The sequence below is a fragment of the Blautia sp. An81 genome (assembly GCF_002161285.1).
Lineage (GTDB): Bacteria > Bacillota > Clostridia > Lachnospirales > Lachnospiraceae > Blautia > Blautia ornithocaccae.
Window position 1 is genome coordinate 180868 of the sequence record NZ_NFHH01000002.1, and the last position, 22646, is coordinate 203513.

The 22646-nt window shown below is 45.3% G+C and carries 27 protein-coding genes; 24 read left to right on the forward strand and 3 right to left on the reverse strand.

All coding sequences use genetic code 11. From position 1 onward, the window contains the following. Window positions 1–4 precede the first annotated feature (4 nt). From B5G33_RS02760 to B5G33_RS02795, 8 genes are all read left to right on the forward strand, one after another. A complete protein-coding gene (locus tag B5G33_RS02760) occupies window positions 5–1048 on the forward strand; it encodes a YqaJ viral recombinase family nuclease (RefSeq protein WP_242974453.1) in 1044 nt (347 codons plus the stop codon). Continuing rightward, window positions 1048–1464: a DUF7768 domain-containing protein gene (locus B5G33_RS02765; protein WP_087416647.1), complete on the forward strand. Its 417-nt coding sequence runs from the start codon at window positions 1048–1050 to the stop codon at window positions 1462–1464. The genes B5G33_RS02760 and B5G33_RS02765 overlap by 1 nt, the downstream gene beginning before the upstream one ends. Further along, window positions 1427–3661, forward strand: a complete 2235-nt coding sequence (recD2, locus tag B5G33_RS02770) for an SF1B family DNA helicase RecD2 (protein ID WP_087416648.1) — start codon at window positions 1427–1429, stop codon at window positions 3659–3661. Before B5G33_RS02765 ends, recD2 begins: the two co-directional genes overlap by 38 nt. A gap of 81 nt (window positions 3662–3742) precedes the next feature. Further along, window positions 3743–4681 (forward strand): hypothetical protein, encoded by a 939-nt coding sequence (locus tag B5G33_RS02775; protein WP_087416649.1) that lies wholly within the window; start codon window positions 3743–3745, stop codon window positions 4679–4681. Window positions 4682–4741: 60 nt separating this feature from the next. Continuing rightward, complete coding sequence (locus B5G33_RS02780) at window positions 4742–5956, forward strand: CHC2 zinc finger domain-containing protein (protein ID WP_204247326.1); 1215 nt, start codon at window positions 4742–4744, stop codon at window positions 5954–5956. Further along, entirely contained in the window at window positions 5953–6726 is a 774-nt protein-coding gene (gene srtB / locus B5G33_RS02785) for a class B sortase (protein ID WP_087416650.1), read from the forward strand. Before B5G33_RS02780 ends, srtB begins: the two co-directional genes overlap by 4 nt. Beyond that, complete coding sequence (locus B5G33_RS02790) at window positions 6723–7229, forward strand: hypothetical protein (RefSeq protein WP_087416651.1); 507 nt, start codon at window positions 6723–6725, stop codon at window positions 7227–7229. Before srtB ends, B5G33_RS02790 begins: the two co-directional genes overlap by 4 nt. Window positions 7230–7260: 31 nt before the next feature. Continuing rightward, window positions 7261–7443, forward strand: coding sequence for a hypothetical protein (locus B5G33_RS02795; protein WP_242974455.1), 183 nt, complete (start codon window positions 7261–7263; stop codon window positions 7441–7443). A 67-nt stretch (window positions 7444–7510) separates the two neighbouring features. On the opposite strand, the gene B5G33_RS02800 is transcribed toward B5G33_RS02795, so the two are convergent. Further along, a complete protein-coding gene (locus B5G33_RS02800) occupies window positions 7511–7792 on the reverse strand; it encodes a hypothetical protein (protein WP_087416652.1) in 282 nt (93 codons plus the stop codon). Between the two features lie 294 nt (window positions 7793–8086). On the opposite strand from B5G33_RS02800, the gene B5G33_RS02805 reads away from it, so the two are divergent. The 9 genes from B5G33_RS02805 (at window position 8087) to B5G33_RS02845 (ending at window position 13631) form a co-directional block, all read left to right on the forward strand. Then, window positions 8087–8623 carry a hypothetical protein gene (locus B5G33_RS02805; RefSeq protein ID WP_087416653.1) on the forward strand — a complete coding sequence of 179 codons (537 nt, stop codon included), beginning with the start codon at window positions 8087–8089 and terminating at the stop codon, window positions 8621–8623. A 102-nt stretch (window positions 8624–8725) separates the two neighbouring features. Beyond that, window positions 8726–8926 carry a hypothetical protein gene (locus B5G33_RS21580; RefSeq protein ID WP_087416654.1) on the forward strand — a complete coding sequence of 67 codons (201 nt, stop codon included), beginning with the start codon at window positions 8726–8728 and terminating at the stop codon, window positions 8924–8926. Window positions 8927–8941: 15 nt separating this feature from the next. Further along, complete coding sequence (locus B5G33_RS02815) at window positions 8942–9664, forward strand: ABC transporter ATP-binding protein (protein ID WP_087416760.1); 723 nt, start codon at window positions 8942–8944, stop codon at window positions 9662–9664. Continuing rightward, window positions 9648–11228: a hypothetical protein gene (locus B5G33_RS02820; RefSeq protein ID WP_087416655.1), complete on the forward strand. Its 1581-nt coding sequence runs from the start codon at window positions 9648–9650 to the stop codon at window positions 11226–11228. The genes B5G33_RS02815 and B5G33_RS02820 overlap by 17 nt, the downstream gene beginning before the upstream one ends. Window positions 11229–11233: 5 nt before the next feature. Next, complete coding sequence (locus B5G33_RS02825) at window positions 11234–11524, forward strand: metalloregulator ArsR/SmtB family transcription factor (RefSeq protein WP_087416656.1); 291 nt, start codon at window positions 11234–11236, stop codon at window positions 11522–11524. Then, window positions 11514–11741, forward strand: a complete 228-nt coding sequence (locus tag B5G33_RS02830) for a helix-turn-helix domain-containing protein (protein WP_087416657.1) — start codon at window positions 11514–11516, stop codon at window positions 11739–11741. Before B5G33_RS02825 ends, B5G33_RS02830 begins: the two co-directional genes overlap by 11 nt. After that, window positions 11734–12087, forward strand: a complete 354-nt coding sequence (locus tag B5G33_RS02835) for a GntR family transcriptional regulator (RefSeq protein ID WP_087416658.1) — start codon at window positions 11734–11736, stop codon at window positions 12085–12087. Before B5G33_RS02830 ends, B5G33_RS02835 begins: the two co-directional genes overlap by 8 nt. 205 nt (window positions 12088–12292) lie before the next feature. After that, window positions 12293–13225, forward strand: a complete 933-nt coding sequence (locus tag B5G33_RS02840) for a ParM/StbA family protein (protein WP_087416659.1) — start codon at window positions 12293–12295, stop codon at window positions 13223–13225. 4 nt (window positions 13226–13229) lie between these two features. After that, complete coding sequence (locus tag B5G33_RS02845) at window positions 13230–13631, forward strand: hypothetical protein (RefSeq protein WP_087416660.1); 402 nt, start codon at window positions 13230–13232, stop codon at window positions 13629–13631. Window positions 13632–13761: 130 nt separating this feature from the next. On the opposite strand, the gene B5G33_RS02850 is transcribed toward B5G33_RS02845, so the two are convergent. Continuing rightward, window positions 13762–14064, reverse strand: coding sequence for a helix-turn-helix transcriptional regulator (locus tag B5G33_RS02850; protein WP_242963817.1), 303 nt, complete (start codon window positions 14062–14064; stop codon window positions 13762–13764). A 453-nt stretch (window positions 14065–14517) separates the two neighbouring features. On the opposite strand from B5G33_RS02850, the gene B5G33_RS02855 reads away from it, so the two are divergent. Next, the gene (locus B5G33_RS02855; protein WP_087416662.1) at window positions 14518–14958 is read left to right on the forward strand and encodes a sigma factor-like helix-turn-helix DNA-binding protein; all 441 of its coding nucleotides are present in this window, start codon (window positions 14518–14520) and stop codon (window positions 14956–14958) included. 1 nt (window position 14959) lies between these two features. After that, window positions 14960–15148 carry a helix-turn-helix domain-containing protein gene (locus B5G33_RS02860; RefSeq protein WP_087416663.1) on the forward strand — a complete coding sequence of 63 codons (189 nt, stop codon included), beginning with the start codon at window positions 14960–14962 and terminating at the stop codon, window positions 15146–15148. Between the two features lie 54 nt (window positions 15149–15202). On the opposite strand, the gene B5G33_RS02865 is transcribed toward B5G33_RS02860, so the two are convergent. Beyond that, the gene (locus B5G33_RS02865; RefSeq protein ID WP_087416664.1) at window positions 15203–16177 is read right to left on the reverse strand and encodes a helix-turn-helix transcriptional regulator; all 975 of its coding nucleotides are present in this window, start codon (window positions 16175–16177) and stop codon (window positions 15203–15205) included. A gap of 186 nt (window positions 16178–16363) precedes the next feature. On the opposite strand from B5G33_RS02865, the gene B5G33_RS02870 reads away from it, so the two are divergent. From B5G33_RS02870 to B5G33_RS02890, 5 genes are read left to right on the forward strand one after another with little or no spacing between them, the layout of a single operon-like run. Beyond that, the gene (locus B5G33_RS02870) at window positions 16364–16975 is read left to right on the forward strand and encodes an MptD family putative ECF transporter S component (RefSeq protein ID WP_087416665.1); all 612 of its coding nucleotides are present in this window, start codon (window positions 16364–16366) and stop codon (window positions 16973–16975) included. Next, window positions 16972–17697, forward strand: coding sequence for an energy-coupling factor transporter transmembrane component T (locus tag B5G33_RS02875; protein WP_087416666.1), 726 nt, complete (start codon window positions 16972–16974; stop codon window positions 17695–17697). The genes B5G33_RS02870 and B5G33_RS02875 overlap by 4 nt, the downstream gene beginning before the upstream one ends. After that, window positions 17694–19166 (forward strand): ABC transporter ATP-binding protein, encoded by a 1473-nt coding sequence (locus tag B5G33_RS02880; RefSeq protein ID WP_087416667.1) that lies wholly within the window; start codon window positions 17694–17696, stop codon window positions 19164–19166. Before B5G33_RS02875 ends, B5G33_RS02880 begins: the two co-directional genes overlap by 4 nt. Before the next feature lie 3 nt (window positions 19167–19169). Next, entirely contained in the window at window positions 19170–20933 is a 1764-nt protein-coding gene (locus B5G33_RS02885) for an ABC transporter ATP-binding protein (protein WP_087416668.1), read from the forward strand. Then, entirely contained in the window at window positions 20926–22635 is a 1710-nt protein-coding gene (locus B5G33_RS02890; RefSeq protein WP_087416669.1) for an ABC transporter ATP-binding protein, read from the forward strand. Before B5G33_RS02885 ends, B5G33_RS02890 begins: the two co-directional genes overlap by 8 nt. The last annotated feature ends 11 nt before the right edge of the window (window positions 22636–22646 follow it).

Consider the following 22646-nt stretch of genomic DNA (forward strand, 5'->3'; position numbering starts at 1 on the left):
GCTTATGAAACAGATGTTACGAATGGATTATGAACCGGAACAGGTCGTGGATATCAGTACCCTCTCCAGAGAGCAATGGCTCGCATTCCGCCGTCTGGGGATCGGAGGCAGTGATGTAGCCGCTATCATGGGAATCTCGCCTTTTGTTACCAGCCGTGATCTTTACTATGACAAGATTGGCGTTACCCCGGTGATTGAGGAACCTGAAGCCAACTGGGTTGCCAAGGAATTTGGACACAGACTGGAGGATCTGGTAGCGGAGATTTTCTCTAAGAAAACCGGCCTGGAGGTGTTTCCCGTGCGGATCATGTTCCGGCATCCGCTTTACCCGTTTATGCTTGCCGATATTGATTTCTTTGTGCGTATGCCGGATGGCAGCTTTGCCATACTGGAGTGCAAAACCTGTAATTATAACGCCAAAGAGAAGTGGGATGACGGGAAAATCCCGGAGCACTATGTCTATCAGGTGCGGCACTATATGTCGGTGGTGAACATCAGTCATGCATTTATTGCGTGTCTGTGGGGGAATAACGAGAACGACTTTGTATACCGTCCTCTGGAGCGTGATCTTATGGAAGAGCAGGATATCATCGAGCAGGAAGGATATTTCTGGCGTGAATTTGTGGAGAAGAAGGTGGAACCGCCGCTGGTGGGGAAACCGGATCTGGTGCTTGCCAGCATCCGCCGTTACAGCGGCTATGCTGATAAGTCGATCCCGGAAATCCCAATCACGACGCTGGATTCCAAAAGCCTGGAAAAGTATCTTGCTTTATCAGATGAAAAATCACGCTTAGAGAAGCGTAAGAAGGAAATTGACGCAGAACAGCGTGCGATCAGTGTTCCTTTTGTGGAGCTGATGGAACAGGGATGCAAGGCATTTCTGGAAGACGGAACCAACCGTTACAAGATTACCTTTAACCCGACCCGCAGGACGATGATCGGGAAAGAAAATCTTGAAAAGCTGAAAGTGCAGCATCCGGATATTTTCAAAGAATATGCTACAGAAACAGAAAACCGGATCTTCCGGTTAAAGAAGGAGGCGGCGTGATGTTAAAAGGAAAAAGAGCGTATATCTGCTCTCCGTTGTCTGCGAAAACCCGGGAAGAACGAATGTTTAACATGGGGCTTGCGAAGGCGTATCTGGATACGGTCAGCCAGGTATTCCACTGCCGTACATATGCCTCCCATGCCTATCTGCCACTGATGCTGGATGACACCATACCAGAGGAACGGAAGCTGGCGCTTTCCATTGGGAAACAGCTTTTAGACTTTTGTGATGTGCTGATTATCTGTGGAGAGAGGATTTCTTCCGGCATGGAAGGAGAAATCCGTTATGCCCATGATACCGGGAAGGAGGTGTACTGGCTCAAAGGAGGCCGGGATCCGTTTCAGTTACGGAAGATAAAAAATTGGAAGGAGATCGAATATGCGGTGCAGATACCGGAAAACCATATTTCTGAATGAGGAGAATGGATACACCATTGCGGTGTTTACGACGAAGGATGCTTCTGTACCGCTTGCTGCCAGAGACAAATACTTACAGGGCCAGAAAGTGATCGGGTTTATCGCCATAGGCTTTGACCTGCCCCAGTCTGACCAGATCGAGATTGAGATGGAAGGACAGTGGGAAAAGTCCAGCCACGGCCTGCAGTATCAGGTGGAAAATTTCATGGAGATCGTGCCGCGCACGAAGGAGGGGATCTTAGGCTACCTCTCCTGCGGCTCTGTAAAGGGTGTAGGGGCAAAAGTTGCAGAGGCCATTTACAAAGAATTTGGCCTTAATACACTGGAAATCATGGAGGAACATCCCCAGGAGCTTCTGAAGGTAAAAGGAATTTCCAAGAAAAAGCTGAAGGGGATCGTGGAATCCTACGGAAAGAACAAGGTGTTCCGGGAACTCATGACGTTCCTGGCACCCTATAAGGTAACACCTAAAAAGGTGAACCTGATCCTCCAGCGGTTTCGCAATGAGTCCGTGGAGATTGTCCGCAACAGACCTTATCAGCTCTGTGCAGTAAAAGGGTTTGGCTTTTTAACGGTGGATGCTATTGGACGGCAGAACTGCCAGGCGCTCAATGATCCCATGCGGATTTCAGGCTGCCTCTCCCATCTCATGGAATCAGCTATGAAGGAGGAGGGGCATCTGTACCTGGAGCGCCCGGAGCTGATCCAGCGGGCCTATACCATGCTGAACCAGGATCTTCCGAATCAGGCAGTAACAGAAACAGATATCCAGAGGGTACTCTACCGGCTGGTCATGCAGGAAAGCATTGTGGTAGACGGCGAGCGGGTGTATGTGAAGAAGCAGTATGAGGAAGAAAACCAGACCGCTTCCATGATCGCCCGGCGTTTGTTGGATCAGGGCGAGGCGTATGACATCGAAAAGGAATTGGCGCAGGCCCAGACTGCCCTGGGGATTACCCTGTCAGAAAAGCAGAAGCAGGCAGTGCGTATGGTGTTCCAGAACCAGATCAGTATTATTACCGGAGGGCCTGGAACCGGGAAGACCACCGTGTTAAAAGTCATCCTTTATATCCATGCCATTGTCTGCCGATCACAGGTGCAGCTCATGGCTCCTACGGGGCGTGCGGCACGCCGGATGGCGGAAAGCACCGGGCATGAAGACGCCTCAACGATGCACATGGCTCTGGGGCTTCTGGGTGACTTTGCCGATTATGAAGACGCAGTAGAATATCTGGAAGCCGGTTTTTTGAATCTGGATGAAGTATCCATGGTAGATATGCATTTGGGATATGAATTTTTCCGCAGGGTAAAGCCTGCCTCCCGTATCCTGCTGGTAGGCGACGTAGATCAGCTCCCTTCTGTGGGAGCCGGTGATGTGTTCCGGCAATTGATCGGCTGCGGGCTGATCCCTGTGACGGTGCTGGATCTGGTATTCCGCCAGGGTAAGACCAGCAACATCCACCTAAATGCTCGTAAAATGTTGGCAAACCGGACGGATTTTGGATTTGGAGATGATTTTCAGTTTGTCTCCTGCAATTCAGCGGATGAGACTGCGGCTATGGTACGCCAGCTTTACCAGGAAGAGGTCGCAAGGAATGGGCTGGACCATGTACAGATTCTGACACCCTATCGGGTAAAGACGGTAAATGGCGCAAACGAATTGAACCGGAGCCTGGAGGACCTGATCAATCCCCCAAGTCCTGGAAAAAAGGAGCTGTCCGCAGGCGGGCAGACCTACCGGGAGGGGGATAAGGTGCTTCAGAACAAGAATACATTGATGGCCAGCAATGGCGACCTGGGAAGAATTACGGATTTTTATACGGATGAGGAGGGAGCCGCGAAAACGGTAATCGAATATCAGGATGGACGTATCGTGACCTACGAGACAGAAGATCTGGAGATGATTGAACATGCCAATGCGATTACCATACACAAGGCTCAGGGATCCGAGTGTGATATTGTCATCATCCCCTGGGTGAGAGCCTTTTATATGATGCTGAAGCGGAATATCCTGTACACAGGTATCACCCGTGCAAAGAAAAAGGTGTATCTGGTTGGTCAATGGAACGCAGTCTGCCAGGCAATCCATACGGACGATGCCGGCAGGCGCAATACAGCTCTTGGAGAACGGATTACCCGCTACTATTATCAGTACCTTGATGAGCGTGAGCCGGAGCAGCTTCGGCTCGCAGTATAAAAATATTTCCACTTATGAAGAAAGGCAGGCTATTCCTTATATAGAGGGATATCCTGCCCTGTTTGTGAAAGGAGCAGATGTATGAACGAATTACTGTATCAGAAGAATCAGGCAGTGGCAGCTTTGAACCGGGTGGAGGGATTTGAACCTCTGGAATTTGCCCGGACAATCAAACAGGAGGATCAGGAAGACCAGCTTTATCTGGACGTAAAGTACCGGAAACTCTGGTTCCGTCTGGCCTATCCTCTGGGGCGGATCGCCAGTACCATTGTTCGGTTTAACGAAAATATGGCGCTGGCAGAGGCAAGGATCTATCTGAACCATGAAGATGCACCGGAGAACTATATTGCCAATGCTTTTTCCATGAAATTCCGCTCAGAGGATCCGAAGTTTGGAGACAAGTTCTTAGAGATGGCAGAGACTGCCGCCGTGGGAAGGGCACTCTCCGATTCGGGCTTTGGTGTCCAGTTTGCGGACGTAGGAGAAAGCAACGATCCGGCGCAGGTGGATGCGGGAATCCCCGCACCGCCGCAATATCCGGAAGCTACCGTAGGTACTCCCTCTTATGGAGGACAGCCGGTTTATGCCGGACAGCTGGACTACAGTAGTCAGAACGGCTATGCCGGGAACACTCCCGCTGGAAATATGCCGTATCCAGGCAGACCGGAAGAAACCAATCCCAGTCAGAGCATGATGAACCAATTCTATCGTCAGGCCCAGGTGCAGGGAAATATGATGGGAGCGTCTGTACAACAGATGAAACCAACAGTGGCTGCGCCGGATATTCCGCTGGACAAAAATCTTCCCGTGGAGGAGCTGGTGAACCGAATGACCTATGAGCAGGCGAAAGCCGTGGTTATCGGTGGCAAAGGAAAATTTGGCGGAAAATCTATGGGGCAAGTGGCTGTGGAGAGCCCTTCCAGCCTGGATTATTTCGCTAACAGCTACCGGGGGCATAACAACCTGATCCCGGCGGCAGCCAGGGTGCTGTTAAACCAAGCGTTGCCGCTTGCAGGATAAAGTAATACACAATACCCGTAGTCTGTCAAAGGGCTGCGGGAGAAAGGAGGTCGGACCTGGATGTATGATATGACCGGGTTTGATTATGACATCACCGATGTCGCCAACCTTTTGCGGCTGCATAAGCGCCGTGGGAATTATTATGACTGCCCGTTCTGTGGCGATACCAAAGGGCGGCTGAATATCAATCCGGCAAAAAACGTCTTTCGCTGTAACCGCTGTGACAAATCCGGCGGGATGCTGCAGCTTTATGCGGACTTGCATAACCTGACCTACCGGGAAGCAAATGAGGAAATCCGGGAGGCTCTGAATAAGGGGGAATACCGCCAGGTGCGTCAGGCAAAGGCACAGGAAGAGAAGGAAGAACCTGTGCAGTCAAAGCTGGCTCCGCTGGATGTCCGGCATCACACCTATTCGGAAATGCTCAATATATTTCCGATATATGGAGTACATAGGGATAACCTGTTTTCCCGTGGTCTTACAATGGAACAGATTAAGGAGCGGAAGTACCGGAGTATGCCCCTCTATGGCATCCATTTGATTATAGAAGAACTGCTGAAGAAAGGGTGCCAGCTGGAAGGTGTACCAGGCTTCTATCGGGATGAAAACGGACAGTGGACAATGAATGTCAAAGCAAAAAACTCTGGTTTCCTGGTTCCTGTGGAGTCCATGGATGGAAAAATCCAGGCGTGTCAGATTCGTCTGGACCATCCAAGGGATAACAACAAATATCTCTGGTTTTCCAGTGCGGGCTATCCAAACGGAGTTTCCTCTGGAAGCCCGGTTCATGTGATCGGAGATATGGATGCGGAAAACGTCTATCTGACAGAGGGCGGACTGAAAGGCTCGATTGCTCATTATCTGTCCGGGCATACATTTATCTGCCTGGCAGGTGTGAATATGTACCGGAGCCTGCGCCCGGTGTTGGAGGAATTTCAGCAGAGAAAGATGAAAATTCTCTTTGAGGCGTTTGATATGGACAAGAAACTGAAAACAGACTGTGATAAGCATTATCATAAATGCTCGGTCTGCAGTGAAAAGGGAACGCCGGAAAACTGCCCGTACAAGGTGGAAAAGCGCCGGATCATCCAGAACGCCTGTGGAAAAGTCTATGGGATCTGCCAGGAGCTGTCCCTGCCGGTCAGCCGTATGGTCTGGGACCAGGATGCAGATGGTAACTGGAATGGAAAACTCAAAGGTATAGATGATTATTATTACGCAAAGCGGGCTGCACAGACAGCCCCTTTGCAGAAACAGAAGGGAGTGGACATATGAAAAAGGGAGAAAAGCTGCTGTTTCTGGCAGGGATCCTGCTTGCCATCGGCGCGCTTGCTTTTTCAGCATGGAAACTAAGAGGAATCTATGGAGAATACCAGGAAGGCGAGGATACCTACGAAGAGCTTGCTTCATTTGTGGAGGAGCCGGAGGATAAGCCGGAACCAGACGGGGGCGAACCAGATGCAGAACCGGACGGATATTTGAAGATTGACTTTGAAGGACTGCAGGCTGTGAACCCGGACGTGATCGCCTGGATTGATATTCCCGGCCTATCCATCAGTTATCCGGTGGTACAGGGAACCGATAATGCTTATTATCTGCATCATCTGTTTACCGGGGAGTACAACAGCAGCGGCAGTATCTTTGCGGACTGGCATAACCAGCCGGATTTTGCGGATCCGAACACCATTGTATACGGCCACAATATGAAAAACGGCAGTATGTTTGGAACCCTCTCCCATTATCAGGATCAGGCTCTGTGGGAAACATCTCCTTACTTTTACCTGTATGTGCCGGGAAAGGTGCTGAAATATCAGATCTTCTCCTGTTATGCCGGGTATGTGGGGAGCGAGGCTTACACCTATGCGTTTCCGGAAGAGACAGACTTTCTGGATTTTCTGAGGAAGATCCGTTCCTATGCGGGATATGATACCGGTGTGGAAGTCGGGGAAACAGACCGGGTGGTGACACTATCCACCTGCGTCAGCTCCAGACGGGATTATCGGTATATTGTCCATGGGAAACTGGTAGAGGAAATAGAAAATTGAAGCAAAGAAACGTAACCGAAGGCTGCGCCGGTATGGGAAAGGAACACACCATGCCGGTCATTTTTATGGAGGAAAAGATCATGTTGGAAGCTGAATATGAGAAAGAACGGGAGAAAATTGAAGGGAAAGAAGATGACAGGCTTAAGAATGAGCGGATACAAACACTCCAGATAATCTTTCAGCGAGCCTGGCGTTATCAGGAGCAGGGGATGCTGGAGGAGCTCGTCTTGGGCTTTGTCCGGAAAAAGACAAGGATGATTGAGAAAGCTAAAACAAAAGGCGAACTGCAGGAAATCAGCAAACCGCCAAATCCGGTTTCTAACGGCAATGGCTTTACAGCCGGAAAGTATGATACGGAGGAAGAAGAATTGCTGGTCTGGAGCCTTACTTCTTTAAAAGAAGTACCAAATACTGAGGGATGTAAACGGTACGGGGAGCTATTCTGCCGCCTGTTACCGGAAAAGGCAAAGATATTGTTCCCGGAAATGAATGAAAATAATTAGGCAAAAGCGGCCTGAAGAATGGAGGGTGAATATGACGATCAGAGAAGCTGGGAAAGGGATTGTGACAACCGGAGGAGGTACTTACCGGATCGGCTTTATCAATACAGATGGCCAGGAAGATGAGACGGAACTGGATGGTTTCAACCTGATGGAATTGGAGGAATTATACAGGGATTTTTGTAAAGAGAGAATGGATTCAGACAGAATACTGTGACTTATGTGGAGCGGTAAATGAAGCGCAGGCACCGGGAAACCGGCGCCTGCGGTGTACGAATGGTTATTTACAATTTGTCAAAGTATTCTTTAGCCTCTAATAAACTCATTGATGTTGCATTTCTTAATAGCTTAACTGCTTCGGTATCTTTTCCCGCCCTTTTTAATTCAGTTACATCTTGTTTCAAGTCATCTGAAATATAATTTGCGGATATATGTTCATTTGTGGTTGCGTTACATATCTGATCGATTTGCCGTTGCTGGTTTTTTACCTGCGATTTTAATTTTGCAATTTCGATATACTCTACTGCACAGATAATAATTATTATGAGTAAAAATCCATATTCCATTTCAATATCTCCTAAAAATTTTTTTTGATTCGTTCATTCTACCATAGACACATCTCGAATACTATCCTAAATAAATAATCTCAAAAACTTTCTCGCCAGAGTTGCAACAATGTATGGAAAAAGTAGAAAGCAGTAAGTATATGATTGACACATCCGGATAAAATGTGAGCTGCCCTTGTAAATCAGGGGAACCGGAATGTGAAGACTACTTGGTTGAGAAGATGAGACTAGCCTTGAATTTCTATTATCAAGATGATAATATTATCATATCGGTGCAGTTTAGGAGGAATCATTATGAATAAGATCATTTTAGAGATAGTGAAAAACCCAGTAAAGTGTAAATTGCTGTTAGAATTTTTAAATTGTGAACAGACCACTGCGAAACATTTATCTGAAACCTTTTCTGATATACCACCCGCCACACTTTACCGATACTTAAAAAAAATGACTACAGACGGAGTGCTTAAAATAGTTCATCAGACACAGGTACGTGGAGCTATGGAAAAAACATATGCTCTAGCTATCGATCTGAAAAAAGAAATGAATGACATGCTGGACAATAATTCTGGTGAGGCGTATATGCAGGCATTTATTCAATATATGCTGGGATTTGCAGAACAGTTTCAAACATATTGCAAAAAAGAAAAAATTGATATATCAAAGGATAAGTCGGGATTTTCTCTTGTGCCTCTTTATCTATCTGATGAAGAATTGGACTCTTTTATGAAGAGTTATTCTCAAATTACAGAAAAGTATAGGAATAATACACCGACAGAAAACAGAAAGTTACATTCTATTGGCCTAATTATTGCGCCACCAACTATGGGATGATTTGTTACCGTCTACCAATAGCGGCTAGGCGGTATTTTCTTGACTTTATATTATCATAGTGATATTATTATCAAAACGATAATAATAAGGAGGGCTTTTTCCATGAAGAAAAAATGTATCATCATTACAATTATCAGTTTTGTTGTCCTGCTACTGATGACATTCATTTTGCCAGAACAAATATCCGTAAATGGAGGCATCGGTAAAGACATGGAAATCAGTGTATATTTCATTCTTTTACTATCACCTATACCTGCACTTTGCTATTGGTCGCATGAAAGGAAAAATTCGGGGAGGAAATAAATTATGGGTAATAACATTCTTGAAATCAAGCACTATTCTAAAATCTATTCCGAGAACAAAAAGGCTGTTGATGATTTGAGCATTACAGTCAAAAGGGGAGAAATCCATGCTTTTATCGGACATAATGGCGCAGGAAAAACAACGACTATACGTGCTGTTGTCGGTGTCATGGATTTTGAACAAGGAGAAATCTTAATCGATGGTCATTCCGTTAAGAAAGAGCCTGTCTTGTGTAAGTCACTTACTGCTTATATACCAGACAACCCAGATTTGTATGAATATATTACAGGTATTCAATATTTGAACTATATTTGCGATATGTTCTGCGTTTCAGAAGGTGAACGAACTTCTGAAATACGAAAATATGCGGACCTTTTTAAAATTACAGACAGCTTAGGGGATTTGATCAGTTCTTATTCTCATGGAATGAAACAAAAGTTGGCTTTGATTGGAGCTTTTATTCATGCCCCCAAATTATTTGTTTTTGACGAGCCCTTTGTTGGTCTTGATCCAGAAGCGTCATTTAATTTAAAAAGCATTATGAAAGAAGCCTGCCAAAATGGAAGTGCCATTTTCTTTTCCACTCATGTATTGGAAGTTGCTGAAAAATTATGTGATACTGTCTCAATTATCAACAGCGGGAAATTGATTGCAAGTGGAAATATGGAGGAAATTAAAGGTCAGCACAGCCTGGAAGATGTCTTTATGGAGGTTGTTGAAAATGGCAAAGAAATATAAGCTCTTATTAAAAATGCAGTTATACAGCCTATTCGGCATAAACCGATTATTACATTCGCATGATAAAAAGGAGAAAAATCGCACTTTAGTTATTGGAATAGCAGGTTTGGCAATTATCGGAATTTTGGTCTATTTAAGTGGATATATATGCTCTGTATTTGCAGATGCAGGATTAGTGAAAGCAATTCCTACATTGATGATCGTGATTTATTCTTTAATAGTTTTATTACTGACCTTTTTAAAAAGTTCTGGAGCATTAGTTGGCTTGAAAGACTACGATATGGTAATGTCGTTGCCGGTCAATAATACAGCTGTTGTTTCAAGCAGACTTACCATGCTCTATATTATGAACCTGGTAATTGGAATGATTGCATTGATACCAGCTATCGTAGTTTACAGTATGAATACATCTGTTGTAATCAGCGATTTCTTTGTGTTGTTTGTTGCTCTATTATTAACACCAATCATTCCGATGATCATAGCTCTGGCAATCGGTATTGTCATTGTAGCCGTTTCATCAAAATCAAAACATAATAATATACTGGCTTTACTGTTTAGTATTATGGGCATACTGCTTTTTGTTTATGTTAGTTCTAAATTACAGACAATGGATACCTCGCAAATAGCAGATATCAGCACTATGCTTACAAACTATTTTAACCAGTTTTATCCGCCAGCCTTCTTGTTTTCAAGAGCATTATTGTATAACGACTGGGTTAGTCTTGGGATATTTGTGCTTAGTTCCTTTGTAACATTACTTGCTTTTATTGCCGTTGTTTCACATTTTTACAAACAGCTAAATACAAGAGCTTTTTCGCATCATGCAGGGAAAGACTTCCGATTAGGTGATTTAACAGTATCATCTCCGTTCATGGCATTATATAAGCGAGAATTGGCCCGGTTTTTTTCATGTACGATATATGCCCTAAATTCATGTATCGTTATCATTTTGCTTTTGGTTATTTCAATCATATCTGTATTCTATCTGCCAGACGTAATTGTGGAGCAGTTAGAAGCACTGGGAATTATGAATATATTTGAAACGGTTATTCCTTTGGTTGTTTCTGTACTGGTCTGCATTTGCTGCACTACTTCGGCATCCCTTTCTCTTGAGGGAAAAAGCAGATGGATTATGTGTTCTGTTCCGGTAAAAACAATAACTGTTTTTAATGCAAAGATATTAGTGAATTTGACAGTTGTTTTACCGATTTTGTGGATAAGCCTTGTATTACTAAGAGTTGCATTTCCACAGACAGCAATACAGACTATATTCCTATTCGGTACGCCTACAATATATGCCCTGTTCATTTCAATTATCGGAATGTTGCTAAATGTGAAATACCCCCGATACGATTGGACAAGTGAGTATTATGCTGTAAAAGGTGGTGCAGTATCTGTTTTGGCTACGGTTGGTGTCGGGCTAGTGCTAAGTGCTGTTCCCGTATATCTGTGTATTTTCTTCCGTGATTATGCACAGCTTATAGTGATTGCCGTTACCGCATTTGTGGCTATTATCACCTTTATAGCATATCGTATTTTAACAAAAGTTCGTTTATATATGTGAATAGTATGTGCAGATCCTTATTAGATAAGAAATTTAAAGCTCTAGCTGATAAAAATAGGCGGAAAATACTTCAATATTTAAAGAGTGGAAGAAAATGTGCAGGGGATATTGCAAAACAATTTCCTATTTCTGCTCCCTCTGTTTCTTATCATCTGGCAATTTTGAAAGAAAGTCAGTTGATTTCTGCTGTCCATTCAAAAGGATTTATTTATTATGACTTTAATTTAGACGAAATGGATGAAGTAATTGAATGGCTTTATAAAATCTCTGAAAGAAGTGGCGAAAATGAAAGATAATAACTCATTATATATTGCAGAAATGCTTGTAGAGCAAAGGAAACAAGCTGGAAAGTTACAAGAAGAGCTGGCAGAGTATTGCGGTGTTTCAAAATCCTCTGTATCAAAATGGGAAAATGGTACATCTCGCCCCAGTATATATCAGCTCCCTAAAATAGCTGATTTCTATAAGATAACCATTCAAAAATTATTGACTGGAAACGAGAAGTATGAATAGAACATTTTTTGATAAACAGTATAAATATCAGCTAATTGCTGAAGATATTAAGCGAGATATATTTTCAAACCATTTAAAAGCCAATACACCATTGCCTAGCATTAGAGCATATGCTGAAAAGTATGATGTTGCACCAAATACAGTGGCTAATGCCCTTCACTTATTGAAATCTGAAGATATTATATATACTTACCGCACAAAGGGCTATTGTATATCCGGGGAAATTGAGGAGATTAAAATTGCACTGGCAAAGAAATTAATAAACAAATTGCTTTCTGAAATAGAGCATATTGGATTAACACAGCAGGAATTGATGAAATTGATAAACAGCAAATACAAAGAATAATCAAGCTCGAATACAGATTTGCAGAATCATTTTAACTGAATAAATGCGCAGATGAAAGCAGAGAACCAAGAATAGTTATGCCACTGCTTTATTGTTGCCACGGAAGAATTTTTGAAATTCATAGAAAAAATTTCTCTCCAGAGTTGCTATCTACATACCTCCTACGTATGGAATAAGTAGAAAACAATATAAGGAGTGACGCATTATGATAAAAAAACTGACCATCCCCGTGGATCACGGGAACCGGAACATGAAGACCACCCATTTTCTTTTTACCACAGGACTCTCATCCACTGACCGTAAGCCTGCGGGACGGGAGGATTTCCTTCAGACTGATGGGAAGTATTATGTTTTGAGTGACAAGCGGATCCCGTATCAGAGGGACAAGACGCAGGATGAGCGTTTTTCCATCCTGACGAGGTTTGCTATTGCAAAGGAACTGGAGCGTACCGGCCAGGTAACGGAAGAAGACGTGGTGCAGGTATCGCTGCCGATTGGTGTACCGCCCAAGCATTACGCTGAATTGGCGGAGCGGTATCGGGAGTATTTTCTGGGAGACGGAAAGATGCAGGATCTGGTGTATAACGGAAAAACCTACCATATCTGCATCCAGGACGTAGCTGTATATCCCCAGGCGTATGCCGCAATGATGACAGAGGGAGAAAAAATCCGGCAGATCCCCAAGGCTGTAGGGATTGATATTGGCGGATTTACTTCAGACTTTCTGCTGATGCGGAGCGGAAGCCCATGTCTGGACTACTGCGATTCCATGGAAAAGGGTGTCATCACCATGTATAACGATATCATTTCCAGTGTCAACGGGGATCACGATATGCTGCTGGAGGAAACTGACATTGACAGTATCCTGGAAGGCAAGACGGAATATTATCCGGAAATGGTGGTACATACCGTGGAAGAAATGGCCCGGAATTTTGTGACCGACCTGCTCAGCAGTGTCCGGGAACGGGGCATTGACACGAAATCTACCTATACTATATTCATCGGAGGCGGATCTATCTTACTCCGGCGGTTTCTGGAAAGCTCCAACCGGCTGAACAAGTATCAGTTTATGAATGATATTTTTGCAAATGCGAAAGGGTACGGCATCCTGTACCGCAGTTCTTTAGCAGGGAAGTGATGATGTGGGAAAGAAAAATCCATACGTATTTACAATAGGATTTGATAAGAAAAATCCGGAGCATTTGGAAGTTGTAGAAATCCTGAACGGGACGGAGAAAAAGGCAGCTCTGATTGCAGAAGCGATCCTGCAGTATACAGGGAAGAAGTCCGGAGGAGATACTGGAGTCTCCCAGGAAAACATCCAGGCGATGGTGCGTCTTCTGGTACGGCAGGAAATGGAGCGGATTGCTGGTGAGGCTCCCGTTTCAGACATTGGAATTTTAAACAGCCAGCAGCTGCAGCCGGAGGCAGATAAGAAGCCTACAGAGGCCGTGATCGAGGATCTGAACGAGGAAGGTCCGCCGATTGATGAACGAACAATGCAGGATATTGCGGATGCCATGGCGGCATTTAGAAATATGTGATACAGATCTTTGGGGAGAACTCGCATCGGTTCTCCCTCTTTTCACCGTTTTTTCAGAATTTCCATAGAAAATCCATAGAACTTCTATAAAGATTTCCGAGAAGTGTATCTTACAATGGCAGAAGAGGTGGTTATGTGGGGTTCTCTGTCCGGGTATGTAGTCCTTTCAAGAGGCCTCGCAGCGTTTGCAGCACAATTACCTGCTCTTCTTCTGAGCAAGACTCCAATTCTATCAGGATCTGCTGCATCGTCGTACTGCCGCTATTGTTCTTACGGTCTTTGATTACCGCGTCAATAGAAATGTTCAGATAGGACGCCAGGGAGCAGAGACTGTCAAAACGAGGGTTCGCCTTATAAGTTTCGATATCTGAAATTGTACGAAGGGATACGTGGGACCGTTCCGCAAGCGTATTCTGCGATAAATCCAAATTCATTCTGGCTTCTCTTACAGCATCCCCCAATCGTTGTCTATACATCCAATCACCTCATTTCCTGCATATATTTTACCGCAGACAAGCAGTATATGAAATGTGCTATCATGCGTGTTGACAGGCGATATAACGCATACATAGAGGGGGAATCTACGGAAGATAAGGTGTGAACAGCCGGATGGATCAGACGCTATCTGAAACAATATCAAAAAAATCCTGCTTCTTTTTGCAGGTGAAGAAACTCTTTTACACGCAGTATATGTGTTGGTTCCGACCACATATACTGCGTGTTCTCATGTAAAGTTAAATCCGCCGGATAGGATCGGGCTGCCGTTGGCAGCTTTCGATCTTATTTTTTTGCTATGGGAACGGAACGAAAGACTGCCAGGGTGCCGCTCGCCGCCTGCCTTCTGAATTTCTTTGAAACTACAGATGAAATTCAGGAGGAATCAACATATGAATGAAAAACATACCTATACGGGAGATCGGACAAAGAACCATTTTACGGCATACTTACTGGAATTTATCAAAGGGCGCAGGAGCAGTTACCTGGACAAAAAGATCCGGACGGAGAAGGACTCCTTCTTGATGGAGGAAATTGCGGAGATTGAAGAACGGATCACATTTGAAGAAATGATGGAGAACCAGGAGCGGGAAGAGATTCTGCTCAAAGAGGCTGCAGGTGAGTTCCCGGAGTGGAACGAACTCTCGGATGAAAAACTTGTGAAATCGCTGCTGATGCTCAATGAGAAAGAACGGGAGCTGATCTATCTTCACGTATTTGAGGAGCGCTCGTTTAAAAAGATCGGTCAGATGACCGGAAGGACAACACAAAGATGCAAGGATATCTATTTCTATGCAATCCGTAAAATACGCAAAAGATTGGGGGATAACTAAGATGAGTTTTGATGAATTATTATTCCGGGCAAAAGCTGGGGACATGGATGCGAAGGCAGAGATCTTTGCGATGTACCGTCCATTGCTGATCAAGAACGCACTGGTGAACGGAAGATTTGATGAAGATCTGTACCAGGAACTGGCAGTAGAGCTGATGAAGTGTATCCGGTATTTCCGGGATGTGGAGTAATTAAGAAGGGACCGGGCGGCGTTAGCTGCCCGGTCTATATTCTACAGCCCACACTTAATTCTTATTCTTTTGAGCCATTCGTCTGTATTCTAAGGGGAGTAATCCTGTACTTTTGCGGAATAGTTCCGCAAACCGGCTTGATGTGGAATACCCTACTGTCTGAGCAATCTGCCCTATCGACAGTTCAGTATGTGCAAGTAAATATTCCGCCTGGCTCATTCGCCGTTGTTGAATATATTCCGTGATTGTGCAGCCATAGTATTTTTTGAAACAGATCTTCAGCTTTGTTGTTCCCATACAAGCAATCTGTGTCAGTCGTTCCAGTGGAATATCAGAAGCATAATGATCGCTTAAATAGGAGGCAACTGTTTGTATGCTTTCTATATCCTGTAGTGAGAGTTTGTGAGTTGCTTTTTCAGGATGTTTCTTTTGGTATTCAACAACCATTGAAACAGCTTCTGCAACTTTTCCCTCATAAAAAAGTTTTGCGGCAATTCCTTCCCCTCGATAGTTCTTAATCTCTGTGAGTAGATGTGACATCTCTGGGAAATCTGAAGTCTGGTCAATTTTACGAAAAGCTTCGACTGGATTGATCTGTTCTTCCGGGTACTGCTTTTTCAAGTAATCTTCATAATATGCCGGTGCAATCTCAATCCCAATCGAACGGATCGGAATGTTCTTGTGGATCAATGCTTTATAGGGCGCATAACCTCCAATAAAGGTTTTGATACAACCTGCAGACAGTCTACGGTATGGAGATAGTTCTTCACCTGAAATTGAGTCATAACGTGTAATGCTCAAACATTCCGGCAAAGAAAATTCCAGCATAAAATCCTCATGAAACGAAAAGTTGTGTATCTTAATGTCATAAAGGTCTTTCTGCCCATAAGTCCAGTAAGTGCCTTCTCCAACTTCGGGAGAAAGTTTCCAACATACACCTAAATTGCCATACTGCTGATTGTCCGTGTCACGGATAAAGCCATGTCCAGTCAGTAGAGGTGTGTAAAATTTGTCAATAATTTCGGACATGAAAATAACTCGCCTCCTTTTTGCAACGATTGGACGAACTTTTGAAAGGAATGGACGAACATCGCCGGAACCTATTGAATATTGTTCGATGCAAGCGTAGTGTAATAGATGACGGTTAGCAACATCTAACTAAAGAATATCACAAACCCTTTGTCGAGTCAAGACAACGAAAGGTAGGAGGAAAAAATGAGTAATCAAGTAAATTCTATGGGTAAAGGTCTTACCGTAAAAGATCTTGTAACAACTGGTATTTTTACTGCGTTGGTATTTGTATTTGTACTGGTAGGCGGTATCTTTTTTGCCCCGAACCCGGTGCTTACATTCTTTATGCCGGCCGGGAGCGGTCTGCTTGCGGGGCCGGTTTTTCTGCTGATGATCGCAAAGGTTCAAAAGAGGTGGAGCCTTTCCATCATGGGCGTTGTCATTTGTATCATCTGGTTCGTTACGGGTATGCACTGGGCTTTTGCGCTGGGCTATCTGATTATGGCAGTGGTTGCCGATTTTGTTGCCGGCGCAGGACAGTATAAGAGCAAGAAGCTCAACAGCTTGGCTTACATACTGTTCTCCCTGGGCGGTACTGGATCGTATATCGTTTTCTTTGCTGATCCAAACGGCTGGGCGCAGACCATGCTGGGGAACGGAACCGAGCAGGGCTATATTGACACCATGCAGGCAACCGCCAACACTGGCATCCTGATTGCCATGTTTGCCGCAGCTATTATCACTTCTGCAATCAGTGCCTTTGTAGGCTGCAAAATGTTGAAAAAGCAGTTCGAAAAGGCGGGGATCACAGCATGAGCGGTGAGCGCCGGAAGAAAGGGCTTTGGCTTGATCCACGGACCAAGCTCTTTCTTATCCTGATCTGTGTTTTGGCATCCATGTTTGCCCCTTCCCTTGCATACCAATTTGCACTTGTTGTGTTGATTGCGATATTGGGAACATTCTTCGGAAAATGGAAATATGTCATCAAGGCAGTGTGCTTCTATGCTGTAATCTGCGTTCTGACGGTCTGGATCATGGCTGAAATGACAGGGACGCTGCGGACGATGTTCATCGCCTTTTTAGGTCTGTTTCATAAGGTCTATGCCTGTGGGATGTTGGCAGGAATTGTGCTTTCCACAACAAAGGTGAATGAGTTTCTGTCTGCGATGAACCGTGTCCATGCGCCGAAGAAATTAGTGATCCCGTTGGCGGTCATGCTGCGCTATATTCCGACCATCCAGGAGGATTGGCGATATATCAAGGATGCTATGCGGATGAGAGATGTTTCCCCTTCTTTGGGGGGCTTTCTATCCCATCCGGGAATGACGGTAGAGTGTATCTATGTGCCGTTAATGATGACGGCCTCGAAAGCCGCAGATGAACTTTCCATCGCTTCTGTTACCCGTGGAATAGAAAATCCTAATCCACGCACCTGCCTTGTTCAGATAAAGTGCGGAATTGCTGATTGGATGATTATGACGGTTGCCGTTGCTTTTCTGATTTTTGAATTGTGTGTGCGGGGAGGTGTCATCGGTTGATTGAACTTGAAAATGTATCCTTTTCTTATGATGGGCAGGAGCATGATGGCCTGCATGACATCAATCTGAAAATTGTAGATGGAGAATGTGTCCTGTTCTGTGGGCGCAGTGGGTGTGGCAAAACAACGATTACACGCCTGGTCAATGGATTGATCCCGCAGTTTTATCAGGGGGAACTTCATGGTCGTGTATTGGTAGACGGTCAGGAAATCAGTAATCTGCCTATGTACCAAATTGCCGCTAAGGTCGGTTCGGTCTTTCAAAATCCACGGACTCAATTTTTCAATGTGGACACAGACAGCGAGATTGCCTTCGGTATTGAGAATGAGGCCCGTCCTCCCCAGGAATTGGCCGAGAGGGTAGAACAGACAACAGAGGATCTGCATATCCAGAAGCTGCGGAGCAGAAATATTTTTGAATTGTCCGGCGGTGAAAAGCAGAAAATCGCTTTTGCTTCAGTCTACGCTATGAACCCGGAAATTTATCTGTTGGATGAGCCATCTTCTAACCTGGACATGACTTCCATTCAGGAATTAAAGGAACATCTGCGGCTGATAAAAAGCCAGGGTAAAACGATTTTAATTGCAGAACACCGGCTGTACTACCTGATGGAACTTGCAGACCGCATTGTTTATCTGGAAAAAGGGCAAATCAAAAAAATTTATACGCCGGAGGAATTTCGCAAGCTGCCAGAAGTCGAGCGTGAACACATGGGGCTGCGGGCGGTAGATTTGACAGAGGTACTTCCCCCACAGAAGTGCCTGCCTGTTTCAGCTCCCATACTTGAACTTCAAGATATAACACTCCACTACAAAAAGAGAACGATTTTACATCATATTGCCCTTTCTGCCGCAAAGGGAGAAGTTATCGGCGTAGTTGGTCATAACGGAGCAGGCAAAACGACCTTCTCCCGTGCTTTGTGCGGACTGCATAAGGACTGTGATGGACAATTCCTGTGGGATGGCAGGCCGATGGATCGAAAGGCAAGGCTGAAGCAGTCTTACATGGTCATGCAGGATGTAAACTATGAACTGTTTGCTGACAGTGTTGAGGCAGAATGTTCCTTTGGTATCCGCAATCCTAATCAGAAATTAGTGACGGAAACATTGGAGGAATTGGGACTTGTCGCTTACCGGGAACGACACCCGAACACCCTGTCAGGCGGTCAAAAACAGCGGGTGGCTGTGGCGGTCAGTATGATCTGCGGAAAAAATCTTCTGGTATTTGATGAACCGACCAGCGGCCTGGATTTTGACAGTATGGCACAGGTGGCAGGGCTGATCCGGCGATTGTCTGATATGGGAAAGGTTATTTTCATCGTTACCCATGATTTTGAGTTTGTCTGCCGAACCTGCTCCCGCGTTCTGCATTTTGACGAGGGCGAAATGCCAGATGATGTACCTGTTGTGATGGATGCCCTCCCGAAATTGAGAGAGCTGTTCTCTGTTTCAGATGGAAAGGAGAGGTGATCTATGAAACAGAAAAGAGAAAACAGAGTAGCTTTGCTGCTCCATTGGGCCGGTGAGCAGAAAGTCTGGCTGTTCCTGGCGATTTTTCTATCGGCGGTCAGCGGCCTTTGCATTATCGTCCCTTACATTGGGATTTACCGGCTGATGGACGCCACATTCAATCATACCTGCACACAGGAATTGGTTGTGCAGACCGTGGCAATGATTGCAGTGGCGGTAACTTTGCGGTTTGCCCTGTTTGGCTGTTCCGGCGTAGCAGCCCACAAAGGGGCCTATGGCGCTCTTTTCAAAGTGCGCTGCATGGTTGCAGAACACATGGCCAGAGCGCCTTTGGGGGCCTTGAATGAACGGCGCACCGGGGATATTAAAACGGTTCTGAATGAAGATATTGAAAAGCTGGAGCTGTTCCTGGCTCATAACCTTCCTGACCTTGTGTGCTATCTGGTTGGGCCGGTAGTCATCTTTATTTATCTGATGACCGTCAATATTCCTCTGGCATTGATTTCCCTGGTTCCGCTGATCCTTGCTGTTGTTGTAATGGGGATGATGTTCCGCAATACGGATGACCTGATGGAACGGGCCAATCGCTCCATTACCACACTGAACTCGGTTATGATTGAGTACATCAGCGGTATGAAATTGATTAAAGCCTATAACATGGGAAGCAAATCGTTTCAAAAGTTTTCAGACGCTATCCAGGAAGAAAATGCCATGTGGAATGAAACTTCCCGGCGTATGGGGCCACCTTATGCAGCTTTCGTAGTTATCATCGAATGTGGGATGCTTTTGATGGTTCCAATCGGCGGAATGTTTTTCCTGAAAGGCTCGCTGGCAGCCAGCGCATTTTTGCTGTTCGTCTATGTAGGTTCTATGTATCTGACGGAAATCCGCCCTCTGCAGGAACTGGGTACTAATTTTGCCAATGTGCTGAACGCTGTTACTAAGACAAAAGGGATACTGGATATTCCGATTTATGAGGGTGGAACGGACTTTCCTCAAAATCACGATATTGAACTTCGGAATGTTCGCTTTTCCTATGATGGCAAGACCGATGTACTGCAAGGCGTCAATCTGAAAATTAAAGATGGTGAACGCATGGCCCTTGTGGGACAGTCTGGTGCCGGTAAAAGTACCGTCATTGAGCTGATCTCTCGGTTCTATGATGTGCAGGAGGGCGAAGTGCTGATTGGCGGGAAAAATGTAAAGGAACTCAATTATGATACTATTCTAAAAAATGTCGCCATTGTGTTTCAAAAGACCTTCCTGACCCGTGACAGTGTTTTGGAAAATATCCGCATGGGATCGGGCGCCACGTTGGAAGAAGTGCGGGCTGCCGCAAAAGAGGCACAGATTGATGACTTCATCATGTCTTTGCCAGATGGATATGACACGAAGGTGGGCAGCTTCGGCTCTCGCTTCTCCGGCGGTGAAAAACAGCGGATTGCTATTGCCCGCGCTATCCTGAAGAACGCCCCCATTTTGATTTTAGACGAAGCCACAAGCGCCTCTGACCCGGAAAATCAGATGGAGATTGACAAAGCCATTCAAAATCTCTGCAAGGGAAAGACGGTCATTGTGGTAGCCCATCGTTTGAGCGCATTGAAGATGTGTGAGCGTGTAGCAGTGGTTGAAAATCACACAATTACCTGTGTCGGAGCCCATGAGGAAGTCCGAAAGAACAATGCTTATTATCGGAAGGCGTGGGAGGATTACGAAACAGCCCGGAATATTACTTATCAGTTGGAAGGAGGCGAGCAGCATGAGTGAGCATGATGTATTGAAAAAGAACCGCAATTTTTATATTGGCGTTGGCGGTACTGTTCTGGAAGGGCTGCTCTCCGGCAGTTTGTTCATGCTTCTTTACTCTGTCATGCAGTTTCTGTGGTCAGAACAGTTCGACATGAACCGGGCATTGATATTGACTGGTGTAATTGCGGTCATTTTCCTGCTTCGTATTCTGATTTACAGCTATGGTTATACCAAAGCGCAGATTGGCGGCGCAGAGGTCAGCAAAAACATTCGGCTTTTTATGGGCGACCATTTGAAGCGTATCCCGCTGTCCCGGTTTACCCAGGGACAGACCGGCGATTATATCAATACCATCACAAGCGATGTAAACAACTATGAAAAAATCCTGACCCATAAGATCGGTGATCTGGCAAAGAGTTTTGCACTTTCGCTCATGCTGATTATTTTTGTGATGACCATTTATGTGCCTGCCGGAATTATCCTGCTGATTGCCGACCTGCTTTTGATCCCCGGACTGTGGCTTTCCTTCCGTATGGTTCGGAAGTATGGTAAAGAAAAGAATGATATTTGTGCGGAGAATGTCAGCAGCATTGTGGAGTATGTGTCTGGTATTCAAACTTTCCGGGCCTATGGCGTAGGTGGTTTGAAGAATAAAACCGTTATAGGCGCCATGCGGGAGTTCTGCCGGATCAGCTTTGTGTATGAAGCGAAAGTCCTTCCTATCGGCGCTGGATTTGGCATTTTAAGCTGGCTGTCCTGCCCGCTTGTTATCTGGACAGCTTATGCGCCCTGGGCTGCCGGAACACTGGATACCGTATCTTATCTTCTGATCTGTATGCTGCCTTTGTTCTGTGCAAAGCTGGCAAACTCTATTTTTGTAGACCTGACAAGTTATAAGAACCTGATGATTTCCAAAAACAAAATCCTGGGTGTGATGAACGAACCAGAGGAAACTGGCAGTATGGAGCCGCTTCAAACGGCCACCCATGAAATCACCTTCGACAGTGTGGACTTCTCGTATGTACCCGGAGAGCCGGTGCTGAAACACGCCACCTTTACGGTGCCAGACCAGAAGCTCACTGCCATTGTCGGGGACTCCGGTTCCGGCAAATCCACCATTCTGAACCTGATTGCAAAATACTACGAGGCGAATGGAGGAACCATTTCAATCGGCGGCAAACCGATTAACCATGTGGCCGCAGAGCGTGTACTGGAACAAATCTCTATGGTAGACCAGGATGTATTTCTCTTTGACGATACCATCCGGGACAATATCCGGCACGCCCGCCCCAATGCCACGGACGAGGAAATCGAGGCTGCTTGCCGGGAGGCTAATTGTGACGGTTTCATTCGCAAGATGGAAAAGGGATACGATACGCCGACCGGCGAGAACGGAAACCTTCTCTCTGGCGGTGAGCGTCAGCGGATTTCCATCGCCCGCGCTATCCTGAAAAACAGCCCGATCCTGCTTTTGGATGAAGCAACAGCGTCCCTTGATATCGAGAACGAGCTTGCCGTAAAGCAGGCCATCGCCAATCTGCTGAAAGAGAAAAAGACTGTGGTAATGATTGCTCATACCCTTTCCATTGTCAAAAATGCAGATCAGATCCTTGTGGTATCTGACGGAAAGATTGCTGAAGCCGGTACTCACGATGAATTGCTGGCTAAAGGCGGAAAGTATGCGGCTATGTGGAACGCAGAACAAAAAATTTCAGCATGATTGGAGGTGCC

Excerpts from the sequence above, each read along its gene's own strand:
- B5G33_RS02840 (WP_087416659.1), top strand. The coding sequence starts at position 12,293 with ATGATAAAAAAACTGACCATCCCCGTGGATCACGGGAACCGGAACATG.
- recD2 (WP_087416648.1), top strand. The coding sequence starts at position 1,427 with ATGCGGTGCAGATACCGGAAAACCATATTTCTGAATGAGGAGAATGGA.
- srtB (WP_087416650.1), top strand. The coding sequence starts at position 5,953 with ATGAAAAAGGGAGAAAAGCTGCTGTTTCTGGCAGGGATCCTGCTTGCC.
- B5G33_RS02835 (WP_087416658.1), top strand. The coding sequence starts at position 11,734 with ATGAATAGAACATTTTTTGATAAACAGTATAAATATCAGCTAATTGCT.
- B5G33_RS02760 (WP_242974453.1), top strand. The coding sequence starts at position 5 with ATGAAACAGATGTTACGAATGGATTATGAACCGGAACAGGTCGTGGAT.
- B5G33_RS02850 (WP_242963817.1), bottom strand. The coding sequence starts at position 14,064 with ATGAATTTGGATTTATCGCAGAATACGCTTGCGGAACGGTCCCACGTA.
- B5G33_RS02825 (WP_087416656.1), top strand. The coding sequence starts at position 11,234 with ATGTGCAGATCCTTATTAGATAAGAAATTTAAAGCTCTAGCTGATAAA.
- B5G33_RS02805 (WP_087416653.1), top strand. The coding sequence starts at position 8,087 with ATGAATAAGATCATTTTAGAGATAGTGAAAAACCCAGTAAAGTGTAAA.
- B5G33_RS02885 (WP_087416668.1), top strand. The coding sequence starts at position 19,170 with ATGAAACAGAAAAGAGAAAACAGAGTAGCTTTGCTGCTCCATTGGGCC.
- B5G33_RS02795 (WP_242974455.1), top strand. The coding sequence starts at position 7,261 with ATGACGATCAGAGAAGCTGGGAAAGGGATTGTGACAACCGGAGGAGGT.
- B5G33_RS02830 (WP_087416657.1), top strand. The coding sequence starts at position 11,514 with ATGAAAGATAATAACTCATTATATATTGCAGAAATGCTTGTAGAGCAA.
- B5G33_RS02865 (WP_087416664.1), bottom strand. The coding sequence starts at position 16,177 with ATGTCCGAAATTATTGACAAATTTTACACACCTCTACTGACTGGACAT.
- B5G33_RS21580 (WP_087416654.1), top strand. The coding sequence starts at position 8,726 with ATGAAGAAAAAATGTATCATCATTACAATTATCAGTTTTGTTGTCCTG.
- B5G33_RS02820 (WP_087416655.1), top strand. The coding sequence starts at position 9,648 with ATGGCAAAGAAATATAAGCTCTTATTAAAAATGCAGTTATACAGCCTA.
- B5G33_RS02800 (WP_087416652.1), bottom strand. The coding sequence starts at position 7,792 with ATGGAATATGGATTTTTACTCATAATAATTATTATCTGTGCAGTAGAG.
- B5G33_RS02775 (WP_087416649.1), top strand. The coding sequence starts at position 3,743 with ATGAACGAATTACTGTATCAGAAGAATCAGGCAGTGGCAGCTTTGAAC.
- B5G33_RS02890 (WP_087416669.1), top strand. The coding sequence starts at position 20,926 with ATGAGTGAGCATGATGTATTGAAAAAGAACCGCAATTTTTATATTGGC.
- B5G33_RS02855 (WP_087416662.1), top strand. The coding sequence starts at position 14,518 with ATGAATGAAAAACATACCTATACGGGAGATCGGACAAAGAACCATTTT.
- B5G33_RS02765 (WP_087416647.1), top strand. The coding sequence starts at position 1,048 with ATGTTAAAAGGAAAAAGAGCGTATATCTGCTCTCCGTTGTCTGCGAAA.
- B5G33_RS02780 (WP_204247326.1), top strand. The coding sequence starts at position 4,742 with ATGTATGATATGACCGGGTTTGATTATGACATCACCGATGTCGCCAAC.
- B5G33_RS02860 (WP_087416663.1), top strand. The coding sequence starts at position 14,960 with ATGAGTTTTGATGAATTATTATTCCGGGCAAAAGCTGGGGACATGGAT.
- B5G33_RS02875 (WP_087416666.1), top strand. The coding sequence starts at position 16,972 with ATGAGCGGTGAGCGCCGGAAGAAAGGGCTTTGGCTTGATCCACGGACC.
- B5G33_RS02870 (WP_087416665.1), top strand. The coding sequence starts at position 16,364 with ATGAGTAATCAAGTAAATTCTATGGGTAAAGGTCTTACCGTAAAAGAT.